The sequence below is a fragment of the Clostridium sp. CM039 genome (assembly GCF_055081075.1).
This window is the reverse complement of the sequence record NZ_CM143649.1, coordinates 2,262,959-2,275,415: the sequence shown is the minus strand read 5'-3', so window position 1 is coordinate 2,275,415 and position 12,457 is coordinate 2,262,959. Positions and strand designations below refer to the sequence as shown.

Genomic DNA, 12,457 nt, shown 5'->3' with positions numbered 1-12,457 from the left:
TAATAATATTCTGAGAACTTTATTGACTTTTATTTTGCAAAATGGTAATATAATGAAATGAATAAGAGAAGCAGAAAACATTTACAGGGTGGAATTAAACTTGAAAATCTTGACGTTACCATGGGAGGTAAGTTATATGATAAGAATTGATGCTAAAGGAAAAACTTGTCCCATACCAGTTATAGAAGCCAGGAACGCTCTTAAAGCAGTTGAAGAAGATGAAACCGTATTAGTTATTGTAGATAATGAAATGGCTAAGAAAAATTTAGAAAAAATGGCTAAGGGAATGGGATACGAATGGGAATCCAAAACTATTAATGAATATCATTATGAAGTTAAAATTATAAAAGGGTTAGGTTCAGATGAATCTGTTAAAGAATTAGAAAATGAGAAAAAGGAAAATACATTAGTTGTTATATCTTCTGATAAAATGGGAGAAGGGAATGATGAATTAGGACAAGTTCTAATTAAAGGCTTTATTTATGCTTTGGTAGAAGCAGAACAAATCCCCTCTACTATTGTTTTCTATAATGGGGGAGTAAAACTTCCAACCAAACAATCTTCAGTGTTAGATAGCTTGCAAAAATTAGAGAGGTTGGGAGTGGAAATTTTATCTTGCGGAACATGCCTTAACTATTATAATTTAGAAGATGAGCTGTCTGTTGGACAAATCACAAATATGTATAACATTGTTGAAAAAATGAATGCTGCTAATAAAATTATTAAGCCTTAGAGTATAAGGCTTTTTTTTTATTTACTCTGTTTGGTAATTTTTTCATATATTCATTAATATGATATTGGTAGTAGTAAAATATCATGAAAATAGAATATGAGCTATGTCCAAGCTATTAGAAAATTAGGTGCAGAGACTATAGTAATAGATTTAAACTATAATTGAAGCACATTCAAATAAATAACAAAATATAGAGGAATAGAAGGAGGATTTTCTATGAATTTAGATTTTAAAAAAGTATTAAAGAAAGCAGAAGAGTACAAAGGGGACATAACAAGGTTTCTTCGTGACATGATTGCTATTCCTAGTGAAAGCTGTGATGAACGTAGAGTCGTTGAGAGAATAAAAGAGGAAATGCAGAAAGTAGGCTTCGATAAGATAGACATAGATAATATGGGAAATATAATAGGAACTATAGGGCATGGTAAACATATTATTGCTATGGATGCACATGTAGATACAGTAGGCATAGGAGATAAGGGGTTATGGCAGTATGACCCATACAAAGGCTATGAAGATATGGAAGTAATCATAGGACGTGGTGGAAGTGACCAAAAGGGTGGTATGGCTTCTATGGTTTATGCCGGGAAAATTATTAAAGACTTAAACTTACAAGGTGACTATACTCTGCTTATTACAGGTACGCTACAAAAACATGAATGTGAAGGGAATTGTTGGCAGTACATGATAAATGAAGACAAGATTCAGCCGGAATTTGTTGTGATTACAGAGCCTACCTCCTGCAATATATATAGGGGGCAAAGAGGAAGAATGGAGGTAAAAGTAATTACTCATGGTAGCACAACAGAGCGAGGAGAAAATGATATTTATAAAATGGCACCTTTTTTTAATGAGTTGAAAGATCTTAATGAAAGATTACATTATGATGATTTTTTGGGGAAAGGAACCTTAACTGTTTCTGAGGTGTTTTTTACTTCTTCATCAAGAAGCGCGATGGGAGATAGTCAAACCATATCAATAGATAGAAGATTAACCAATGGAGAAACGTATGATGAGGCCCTAGAGCAAATAAGAAATCTTTCATCGGTGAAAGATTTGAAAGCTGAGGTTTCCATGTATGATTACGAAAAACCTTCCTATAAGGGAGTTGTTTACCCTACAGCTGCTTATTTTGAATCTTGGATAACAGATGAGGACCATCCAGTTTGCGAAACATTAGTAAGCGGATATAAAGGCTTATTTAATGAGGAGCCTCTAGTTGACAAATGGGCATTTTCTACAAATGGAGTTTCTATTATGGGCAGATACGGTATACCTTGCATTGGCTTTGGACCAGGTCATGAAGAAGAGTCGCATTCTCCAAATGAAAGAACTTGGAAACGTGAATTAGTAAATGCTGCAGCTATGTATGCAGTTATTCCTAGTTTATATGTAAGCAGATTAGTAAAAGATAGTGTTAATTTAGGTGTAGATAATTACTCTTATAAAGAGTAGAATAAAAAATATAAACAATTTATTCTTAAGTAAGACTGTTTATATTAATTTTATTGAGGTGATTATGAAGAATATGAAAAAACTATACGTTGTTGAAAAGGTTGTCACAATATTAACTTTATCATTGCTTTTAATAGGTGCGTGGCTTAGTTATACAAATAACGTTTCTGGCGGTGTAATTATCTTATGTGTAGGGGTGATATCCTCATTACTAAGAAATAAATTTTTTAAAAAAATAGAATATAAAAACAAAAAAAGTGAATTTTATTTTTGAAATAATAATTATAATTTATGTGTTACTATTATTAATTATAGGTTTAAAGGGGTGCAGCCGATAAATCTGTGATAGCAGAAATACTGAAGTTTACATAAAAAACAGTGAGTATATGTGCCAATTTTAAATAGAGGTTAATTAGGTACAGGCGACATATATATGTCGCCTGTACCTAATTAATCTAAAAAAATATATCACTATAATTCAATATTTTCAAACACTCCCTTACCCAAAAACACTATTAAACTGCTAAATATAAGATTATAGGTAATAAATAGTGTGTAGGCTATTAGCATTCCCGTAGAACTATATAATGCTATCAGAAGGACTATACCAGGTGATAGTATTAAAAGTAAGATTGCAATTCTTATAAGAGATGTAAATACTATGTTATTACCACTGCCTAAAATTCTTCTAGTAAGAATTCCACCATAGATGAAAAGAGAACCTATTGAAACAAAGGCTATTATATTAAGGAGAATAAGAATGATACTACTTTTAAATAATATTCCTGTTATTGCAAACACTATAGTTCCATCAATAAGGTTTTTAAGGTTATCAACTACAGTTGCATAGATAACCTTCTTAAAGGCGTGGGCTGGTAATATGTAAATGTATGGGTTTGATAAATCTCTTTGCCACTTACTAGCAAAGGTAAAAAATAATTGAAGATATATCATGCCACCTAAGACTATTTTTAAATCTTTTATAGGGCTAAATAATCCAGCACTTATTGCTATAACTGCGTAAATAACAGACACTACATTTATCAATGCAAAACCAGTCTTTTTATACTCTAATATTTGTCTCCAAAATATAGCAGAGGCAAATTTTCCTTTTTTAGTGTATTGAACTTTTCTTACTTTAGGTTTTTTACCCGGTTGTACAAATAATCGCTCACCCCGACGCGTGGCGGAGATGGCTGTTTCTTTTAATTCAGTTGAAGCTAAAACATCTTCATAATAGTCAAGTTGCATAGAGTAAATTAAATAACTGAAAATACCTCCAGACGCAACAATCAGAGCTATATAAACAAAAAATATTGAATGTATGCCATTCATTGAAGATAATATAATTGCCCTTACCCACCCGTATACAGGAATATATGAAATGGCAGGACTATTTAGCAATGATATAATAGCCTTAACTGGGGACCTAGTTATATATAATTCTATAAAGTATACTATAATTAGGGATACTCCTAAAAATTTAAAAGTATTTCTTAAAATAACCTTATTTTTTTCACATTTAGAAGCTATTGAATATAATAATATCTTTAGTATTGAGTTGAAAATGAGCATAATGAATAAGCCAAAGATAATTACTATAATTCCATAGGATTTAATATTAGTAAAACGATAAAGGTTAGGTCCTTGAAATGAAACAAAAAAAACTGCTATAAATGAAGTATATATTTGTTTTAAAAATCCATATACTAAAACTTTCTGAGGACTAGTGGGAGATGTAAATACTAAATTTATGTCTGCACCCCTAAAAAAAGTGGCTCCATTATTTATTGAGGAATAGAGGTCCGGTGCGGTGAACAGTAAAATAATAAATCCTACAATAGTAGTGTACAACGCTGGATCTAAAATATTTTGCTTGCTGGTATTACTGCTGCCAAAAATAAAAGTTAGTGACAAAAGTATAAGAAGTATAATATAGGCAATTAGCTTTATTGGCTTTCGCTTTAGTTCTAATAAAAAATTTCTTATAGATTTTTTTATTATATAAAATAATGGCTTCATACGCTATCCTCTGTTACATCAAAGAAGAGTTCTTCTAAGGTCTCATTCCTATTCATAAGCTCTTGCTTTGTACCGGAGAGTACTATATTTCCATTTTTCATTATCAATACCTTGTCCCAAAAATCATCAACACTATCTATTATGTGGGTACTTATTAGAATGGCAGAACCTTTTTCTCTGAGCTCTAAAATTGCTTTCTTTAGTTCTTTTATTGCTTTAGGATCTAGGCCCATTAAAGGCTCATCAAATAATACTACCTTAGGGTTTATTATTAAGGCGCAGCAAATACTTACTTTTTGCATCATACCCTTGGACAGCTCTTTTCCAAGCTTATTTCTTTTATCAATTAAATCAAATCTTTTAAGTAATTCTTCGGCTTTTTCCTTATAGTTATTTATACCATAAGCGGCAGCCATATATTCTATATGCTCATAAACTGTGAGCAAATCAAACATAGCTGGAACCTCTGGAACATAGGAAAATAATTTTTTTGCCTCAACACTCTTGTTTTTGTGATTACAAATTTCAATGTATCCATCATATTTTAATAGCCCAGCGATGCATTTTATTGTGGTGCTTTTTCCAGCACCATTTGGGCCCAAAAGAATAGCAATTTCACCTTCATTTACTTGAAAGCTAATATTGTTTACAACTAATTCTTTAGAATATTTTTTACTTAGGTTTTGTACAGTAATCATATGTTCATCTCCTTAAATAGGTAAAATCACCATAATTATAACAAAACGGTTATCTTTAGGCAAGGTCTGTATTTAAGTAGAAAGAACCATCCTAAATTTAATATTTAGGATGGTTCTAATTTATTGTGAAATATATCTGATTTATATCCAAAGGTGGTTCAAATATTCTTGGGGTTAATTACAAGAATATTAATTTATAACGGTAGCGTTAGCATACCCTTGAGTTACATAGTTGTTATCACTATTTTAATCCCCACAAGTGCTAGAACTAAGGCGACAACACACAGAGTAATTAAAATAGAAGTATTTTCCGACATTTCAGACACATTTTCGTTTTCAGGTTTCATAATTATTTGTCTCCATTTCAGCAATTATTGGCCATGCTATAAATTTCAATCTAATACTGGTATGATGATAATTCTTATTATCTATATTTTGCATGTCTTGTTTTATACTATCGTTGTAGCAACCTATTCCTATACAAATTAATACTACTAAATAAGTATTGCATTTAAGTGTCAATATTGTTAACAATTTATAACCATAATATTATATCACAAAATGGGTAAACTATATAATGCATTGGATATGTGCAGTGTATTTTGTACATTAGAAGGGAGAATATTTATGAATAAAAATGATTTAGAAGAAATAAAAAAAATGAAAAAACAATCGGAATCAAATAAAGGTGTTAGTGGTGCGTCAAACGGCGATGTGACTAATATGTATAACATGCCTAACATGGCTAGTGGCCCTAGTGATGCTACTCCAGAAGAAAAGCAACAATTAAATGCACGTTCAGAAGCATCTAAAGGCACTACTGAAAAATAATTTTAAGGCAGGATAATCCTGCCTTAAAATTATTTTTCAGTATAGATTATAACATATGTCTATCAACACCATATCCGTACCTAAAGCAATTGACAACACTCGAACTTTTATCTGCAACAATAACATCCCATAAGTCTTCCGTATTTGTGCCTATAGCTCTTCCTGCAACTCCTGCACTATAACAAGAAGCAGTATTAATAAAATTCCATCCCAAATCAATAGGTTTATTATTATTATTATTATTATTATTATTATTATTATTATTATTATTAGTGTGAGTGTATCCATAGACATAACATAGTATTTTTCTTGGACCTTGGCTCGTGGAATTTACTTATAAAATAAAAGCACTTCTATTATTGATATGCTTGATTACTAATAATTAAGCATTACTTATTCATATGGCTACACTTTTCTAATTTCTCAACAAATAATGTTGCAATCCTGGATAGATTTTTTTCATGAACTAAATAAGAAAAAAATCTATTGTATTTTGTTTTGATAGGTATAATTTTAAGTTCATTGTTAATGGCAGCATCAGTTACTACTAAAGATGAGATAAAAGTTACACCTAGATTGTTTTTAACAGCTTCTTTAATGGAGTAGTTACTTCCGAGAATAATGAAGTTTTTTGGAGATATGCCTTCTGCATTTAAAAAGATATTTAGATATTCACCAGTGCCAGAACCCTCTTCTCTATGCATCCAAGTTTGATTTGACAAACAAGTTTTAAGTCCAATATTTTGGTCATATGTAAAGGAATTTGGAGTTACAACAACCATTGTATCCTCATAAAAATTTTTGAAAGTATAGTCATGCACAGGGACGCTGCCTTCAGTTAAAGCAATATCAATATCATAGTTTTTAAATTTTTCATAAATATTATGGGTATTTTCAATAGCAACTTCTAGTTTTATGTTTGGAAACTCTTTAATAAACTCTCCTAGTATTGAGGGCAGTAAAAATTCACCTATAGTCATGCTTGCGCCAATCTTTAAAGTGCCAGAGGTGGAATTATGATAATTGTTAAGTTCTTCTTTTGTATCATCTATTAGGGAGATTATTTGTTTAGCTTTTTTGTACAACATTTCTCCAGTTTGTGTAATTAATATACTTCTCTGTTTATTTGATCTTTCTATTAGTCTTGTATTGAAGTGTTTTTCTAAAATTACAATATGTAAGCTTACGCTAGGCTGAGATATGTTGATGCTCTTTGCAGCCTTTGTGAAACTTTTCTTATCTACCACAGCAATAAAGGTTTTTAATTCCTCAATCAAAATTATCACCCTACCTATCAGAAATATTAATAAGTATTATATAAAACATGTATTATACTTATTGGTTAAAAAACAGTATACTATAGCCATAATAATGTTGCAATAGGAAAGGATTGATAATCATGAAAACTTTAAATAAAATTCTTCTTAGTGAAGTACTTCTTGGGGAAGTTGAGGATTTTAGAGCGCTTGGACATAAATTTTTAAATGGGGAAACAAGTAAAATGGACTTTAAAGGATCCTCGGGTGGTATGGGCGTGTATGCCGAGCGTAGTGGCAAGAAATTTATGATAAGATTTAGAATACCATCAGGGATAGCTTCTATAAAAGATCTTAAATTAATATATGATTTTACACAAAGATATAAATTAGATAGTATACATCTAACTACTCGTCAGGCGATACAACTACATGGAATTACTATTGATGAAGTTTGTGATTCCATGGAAGAAGGTATAAAGAAAGGTTTATACTCAAGGGGATCCGGCGGTAATTTCCCTAGAAATGTGTCAGTCTCACCGCTATCTGGAGTAGGGGAAAAAGATGTGTTTGATGTATCACCTTACGCAACAGCTGTAGGAGACCATTTTTTAAGTAAGGTATATACGTATAAACTCCCAAGAAAATTTAAAGTTGCATTTTCAAGTAATGAAAAGGATGAGGCACATGTAACTGCTACTGATTTAGGTTTTTTAGCGGTTAAAGAAAATGGCATAGAGTATTTTAAAGTGTATTTAGGTGGTGGAATGGGGAATAATTCAAAACTATCTGTGAAGAGAGAACAGTTGATTAAACCAGAAGATATTTTATATCATGTTGAAGCAATAACAGATCTTTTTATTAATGAAGGCGACTACATTAACAAAGGAAGAGCTCGCATAAGATATATTATGGAAAGAATGGGCGAGGAGAAATTTGTAAACTGCTATAATAGTTATTTGGAAAAAGTTAAGACTAGAGAAAATTTAAAAATCAAGGTACAAACCAAAATCTACGACAAAGTTGGGATTGAATCATCGATGCGAAGTCCAAGACTATTTACTCAAAAACAAAAGGGATTATACAGTGTGTATGTGCATCCAATAGGCGGACAATTAAAAAGTGAGCATTTGAAACTAATAATAGATAAAATAGAAGTTATGAATGAAGTAGAGATAAGACTAGCTATGTCAGAGGGATTATACATTAGAAATTTGAATGGGAAAGAAGCTGAAATAATCCTTGAGCTAACAGGTAAAATGGGTGGAAATACTTCACTGGAATGTTCTATTGCTTGTATAGGAGTTCCTACTTGTCAGATGGGAATTTTAGAAACACAGCGTACTTTAAAGGAAATACTAAGTTATTTTAAAGAAAATAATTTAACAAAAGATATACTGCCTCATGTTCATATATCAGGATGCCCTAATTCTTGTTCTGTACACGAAATAGGAACAATTGGGTTTTGCGGTAAAAAGAAAAAGGTCCAAGATGAGCTTATAAATGTATTCGAATTACATTTTGGGGGAGAGATTGGGATAGGTGAAACAAAGCTAGGTAAATATTATGGCGATATTAAGGAAGCAGAAGTACCAAAATTTTTATTCGAACTTGCAAGTGCTGCAATTAATGATAAAAAAGATTTCGCTAGTTGGACTGAGCAAAATGCATATGAACTTAATGAAATTATAAACAAATATATAGTATAAGTATATAGTATAAGTAAGTAAATGAGAGTGTTTGATATCAATTAGATTATGATTATCGTTTACCAAGCACTAGTCTTCTACGGATTGCTTTTGACCTCTAGTTAAAAAAATGGTATACCTAAGAAGATTAGTTGTTATAATTGTGAAATAAATAACTAATTACTAGTAAACTATATTAATATAATTAGGGAGTGATAAATGTTGGTTACTGACAAACTGTTTTATAAAATTCAGCAAAACAATATAAAGTAAAGGTTATTAGAATTACCTTAAATGAAGAACAATTTCAAAAGGCTAATGATAGAATAAAATATCATTCTTCATCAGATATTGTTTGCTAAAGGTGTAAATAATGATTTGCCTTTGACAAGAGATTACATATATAAATAGGTAAGAATTTTATACTTTAATAAGAAAATTACACAAATGACAACATTTTATAATAAGTAGGTGAAACAATGAAGTACTTAAGACAATTAATGATTATTTTGATTCCGTATATTGTTGGAACTATATTGCAACTTATGTTTAAATTACCGATTCCGGGAGCGGTTATTGGACTTATTTTACTGTTTTTGGGGTTGCAAATAGGTATAGTTAAGGTTGAAATGATAGAAGAAGTTTGTGAGTTCCTTTTATCAAATATGTCTTTTTTCTTTATTCCTGCTGGAGTAGGTCTAATGACAGCATTTGGTGTGTTAAAAGGAAAATGGATACCATTTATCGTTATAGTTGTTCTTTCCACATGTTTAGTTTGGATTGTAACAGCACTCGTAGTTAAATTTTTAAGGAAAGGACGTTTATATGAATGATTTAATTACTTCACCAGTTTTTGGTGTAATAATATCCCTTATTGCTTATGAAATTGGGATTTACATAAAGAAGAAAGGCAGACTTTCAATTTTTAATCCACTTTTGATAGCCATTATTATATTAATATTTTTTTTGACAAAGCTACACATTAAATATGAAGACTACAATAACGGAGGTAAAATAATTTCATTTTTTTTATTTCCTGCCACAGTGGCATTAGCTTTGCCTATGTATAAGAAATTCTCTTTATTTAAAAAAAATGCTATACCAATACTTATAGGGATTTTGAGTGGTGCGATTTCTGGTATTGTATGTGTAGTATTCCTTTCGAAATTATTTGGAATTTCCGATGTACTTATTGAATCTTTAATACCTAAGTCTATAACAACACCTATAGGAATAGCATTGTCAAATCAGTTAGGGGGACTTTCCTCAATTACAGTTGTAGCTATAATAATGACAGGTGTTGTAGGCTCAATTGTCGGACCGTTTTTATATAAAATTTTAAAAGTTAATGATAAAGTTGCCTTAGGGATTGCTATGGGAGCATCTTCTCATGCGCTGGGAACAGCGAGGGCTATGGAAATAGGAGAAACTGAGGGAGCCATGAGTGGCATAACTATGGCTATTTCAGGAATTGTAGCTGTCCTTTTATATCCTCTTTTATGGAATATGTTTTTGCGCTTTTAGGATAATTTCTTGGAATACGCTACATTTTGGCTTCGATTAAATTAAGTTTATATATGTAGTTTATGTATTATTAAGGAGGTTTTTTCATTATGAAAAAAAATGAGATTAAAGGTCCGCTAAATAAATTAATTGATTCAATAGACAATTTATTATCTGATGAAAAGGAGCAAAAACTAAGGAGTAAATTGGGAAAAGAGGTAAGGAAATATATTTTTACAGATGAAATAGTTAAAAAACTTAATGAAAGCGATTTTTCAGGATTAGTTGAGCAGGAAGAAGAAATAGAGATGCTTTTTTCTATGATATTTCCTGTTTTCATTGAGAAAGATGATGTTTTCTTTAGGCTGTATAAGCATAAAATTGAAGTTGATTTATCAGATGAAATGAGTGATAGATATATTTACATATTTTCTGATGGGAGACTTATATCAGGTTTATTTGAATGTTTCAAGCTTTATGATGATGAATATATTTATGGAATAAAAAAAATAATAAATATTATTCCAAGGCTTAGAGAAACTGTAAAAGAGGAATTAGTAAACCTAGATAAAAGTGAAAAATTTAATAAACAAAAAATAGGTGATTTTAAGAATAGAGAAATAGTAGCTAAAAAGAATTTTAATGAATTAATAGATAGCTTAAATAAGGTTTAGTAATATGTAGGAATGTTATGGGCGGGATTAAAGAAATTGTGATGCAATTTTGATGAATCTATTATTAAGATTAAAATAAAAACACCCTTTCAGATGTTAAAGGTTGTCTGTAGTATAAAAAGCAAACCATAAGGACATAATTTAGAAGCAATTACTCTGAAGGGAATGATGACCTTATGGTATTCAATAAAGTAGAAATATGTGGTGTAGATACTTCAAAATTACCCGTACTAAAAGAAAAAGAAATGAAAGAGCTACTATTTAGGATACAAAATGGTGAGTATGAGTGTAGAGAAAAATTTATTAAAGGAAATTTAAGATTGGTTTTAAGTGTGATAAAGCACTTTAATAATCGAGGAGAAAACGTAGATGATTTATTTCAAGTAGGCTGTATTGGTTTAATGAAGTCCATTGATAATTTTGATCTAAGTCTAAATGTTAGATTTTCAACATATGCAGTTCCTATGATTATTGGGGAAATAAGAAGATATTTAAGAGATAATAACTCAATAAGAGTTAGTAGATCATTAAGGGATATTGCATATAAAGCATTACAAGTTAGGGACAGATTGGTGAATCAAGACAACAAAGAGCCTACTGTAGCTGAAATAGCAAAAGAATTAGAATTACCAAGGGAAGATGTAGTATTTGCTTTAGATGCTATACAAAATCCTGTATCTTTATTTGAACCAATTTATCACGCTGGTGGAGATGAAATTTATGTAATGGATCAAATAAGTGACACCAAAAATTTAGATGATAATTGGCTTGAAAATATATCGATTAAAGAGGCAATGAAAAAATTAAATGTTAGAGAAAAGTTAATCTTAAATTTAAGGTTCTTCGATGGAAGAACTCAAATGGAAGTAGCAGGTGAAATAGGAATATCCCAAGCACAAGTTTCTAGACTTGAAAAAACTGCATTAAAGCACATGAGAAAGTACGTATAGGGTCCCCTAGTGGGTCCCTTTTTTTACTGTAGCATTTATTTCAGAATATAGTATAATGTATTATTTTGTGAAAGTTTGAAAAATATTATCTTTTTACAATTAAAGTAGTTGATTTTTTGTAATAATAAGTCTACTATGTAATGAGTACATGTGTGAAAGAATTATAAAAATTAAATAATAGAATATAGGTTTAAATTAATTAAAAGGGAATCAGGTTAAAATCCTGAACTATCTCGTAGCTGTAATAGATGAATTTAAGTGCATTATGCCACTCGAAAACGGGGAAGGCGCGCTTAAATAATGATTCTTGAGTCAGAATACCTGCCCATATTTTCGCACTACAAACTCTACGAGTGATAGAGAGGGCTTTATAATGAAAATTTGTTTGTTGATTTTATATGATTAAGCATATTTTTGAATCGTTTCCTTCTAACACTTTAGTTAGAAGGATTTTTGTTGTGCGCCCGGCATGGGCGCAATCTAATGGGTGAAAGTCCCTAGCACGGGTTAATAGTGCCAAGTGCATAGCTTAAGACAAGGGTGTCCATCGTGAGATGGAATCTGAAGGAAGTTGGCGGCCAAACTCCGGTCTGACGAACAGAAACTACATATAAGGCATATGCTTGTGGGTAAGTTTGCAATACAAA

Annotated in this window: 14 protein-coding genes and 1 riboswitch; of the genes, 9 read left to right on the top strand and 5 right to left on the bottom strand. The window is 30.8% G+C overall.

From position 1 onward, the window contains the following. Positions 1–136: 136 nt before the first annotated feature. The 3 genes from yedF (at position 137) to ACWJJ2_RS10755 (ending at position 2,462) form a co-directional block, all read left to right on the top strand. On the top strand, positions 137–733 hold the full coding sequence (yedF, locus tag ACWJJ2_RS10765; RefSeq protein ID WP_216303871.1) for a sulfurtransferase-like selenium metabolism protein YedF: 597 nt from the start codon (positions 137–139) through the stop codon (positions 731–733). A gap of 216 nt (positions 734–949) precedes the next feature. After that, a complete protein-coding gene (locus tag ACWJJ2_RS10760; RefSeq protein WP_216303870.1) occupies positions 950–2,188 on the top strand; it encodes a YgeY family selenium metabolism-linked hydrolase in 1,239 nt (412 codons plus the stop codon). Between the two features lie 64 nt (positions 2,189–2,252). Continuing rightward, positions 2,253–2,462 (top strand): hypothetical protein, encoded by a 210-nt coding sequence (locus ACWJJ2_RS10755; RefSeq protein WP_462953244.1) that lies wholly within the window; start codon positions 2,253–2,255, stop codon positions 2,460–2,462. A gap of 197 nt (positions 2,463–2,659) precedes the next feature. On the opposite strand, the gene ACWJJ2_RS10750 is transcribed toward ACWJJ2_RS10755, so the two are convergent. The 3 genes from ACWJJ2_RS10750 to ACWJJ2_RS10740 form a co-directional block, all read right to left on the bottom strand. Continuing rightward, entirely contained in the window at positions 2,660–4,210 is a 1,551-nt protein-coding gene (locus ACWJJ2_RS10750; RefSeq protein ID WP_216303868.1) for a putative ABC exporter domain-containing protein, read from the bottom strand. After that, entirely contained in the window at positions 4,207–4,908 is a 702-nt protein-coding gene (locus ACWJJ2_RS10745; protein WP_462953243.1) for an ABC transporter ATP-binding protein, read from the bottom strand. Before ACWJJ2_RS10745 ends, ACWJJ2_RS10750 begins: the two co-directional genes overlap by 4 nt. 224 nt (positions 4,909–5,132) lie before the next feature. Further along, entirely contained in the window at positions 5,133–5,255 is a 123-nt protein-coding gene (locus ACWJJ2_RS10740) for a hypothetical protein (protein WP_258280580.1), read from the bottom strand. A gap of 280 nt (positions 5,256–5,535) precedes the next feature. On the opposite strand from ACWJJ2_RS10740, the gene ACWJJ2_RS10735 reads away from it, so the two are divergent. Beyond that, the gene (locus tag ACWJJ2_RS10735) at positions 5,536–5,739 is read left to right on the top strand and encodes a hypothetical protein (RefSeq protein WP_220320442.1); all 204 of its coding nucleotides are present in this window, start codon (positions 5,536–5,538) and stop codon (positions 5,737–5,739) included. A gap of 46 nt (positions 5,740–5,785) precedes the next feature. Here ACWJJ2_RS10735 and ACWJJ2_RS10730 read toward each other — a convergent pair whose 3' ends face one another. Together ACWJJ2_RS10730 and ACWJJ2_RS10725 are read right to left on the bottom strand one after the other, a co-directional pair. After that, positions 5,786–5,953 (bottom strand): hypothetical protein, encoded by a 168-nt coding sequence (locus ACWJJ2_RS10730; protein ID WP_216303865.1) that lies wholly within the window; start codon positions 5,951–5,953, stop codon positions 5,786–5,788. A gap of 175 nt (positions 5,954–6,128) precedes the next feature. Continuing rightward, positions 6,129–7,016: a LysR substrate-binding domain-containing protein gene (locus tag ACWJJ2_RS10725; protein WP_216303864.1), complete on the bottom strand. Its 888-nt coding sequence runs from the start codon at positions 7,014–7,016 to the stop codon at positions 6,129–6,131. 122 nt (positions 7,017–7,138) lie between these two features. Between ACWJJ2_RS10725 and ACWJJ2_RS10720 the strand changes: the two genes are divergently transcribed. From ACWJJ2_RS10720 to sigG, 5 genes are all read left to right on the top strand, one after another. Further along, positions 7,139–8,704 (top strand): nitrite/sulfite reductase, encoded by a 1,566-nt coding sequence (locus tag ACWJJ2_RS10720; protein ID WP_462953242.1) that lies wholly within the window; start codon positions 7,139–7,141, stop codon positions 8,702–8,704. Positions 8,705–9,162: 458 nt separating this feature from the next. Further along, complete coding sequence (locus ACWJJ2_RS10715) at positions 9,163–9,516, top strand: CidA/LrgA family protein (RefSeq protein ID WP_165413358.1); 354 nt, start codon at positions 9,163–9,165, stop codon at positions 9,514–9,516. Beyond that, entirely contained in the window at positions 9,509–10,207 is a 699-nt protein-coding gene (locus ACWJJ2_RS10710) for an LrgB family protein (RefSeq protein ID WP_220287584.1), read from the top strand. The genes ACWJJ2_RS10715 and ACWJJ2_RS10710 overlap by 8 nt, the downstream gene beginning before the upstream one ends. An 89-nt stretch (positions 10,208–10,296) precedes the next feature. Continuing rightward, positions 10,297–10,860 (top strand): hypothetical protein, encoded by a 564-nt coding sequence (locus ACWJJ2_RS10705; RefSeq protein WP_220287586.1) that lies wholly within the window; start codon positions 10,297–10,299, stop codon positions 10,858–10,860. A gap of 176 nt (positions 10,861–11,036) precedes the next feature. Beyond that, a complete protein-coding gene (sigG, locus tag ACWJJ2_RS10700; RefSeq protein ID WP_165413361.1) occupies positions 11,037–11,810 on the top strand; it encodes an RNA polymerase sporulation sigma factor SigG in 774 nt (257 codons plus the stop codon). A gap of 169 nt (positions 11,811–11,979) precedes the next feature. Then, positions 11,980–12,153: riboswitch (cobalamin riboswitch) on the top strand. The last annotated feature ends 304 nt before the right edge of the window (positions 12,154–12,457 follow it).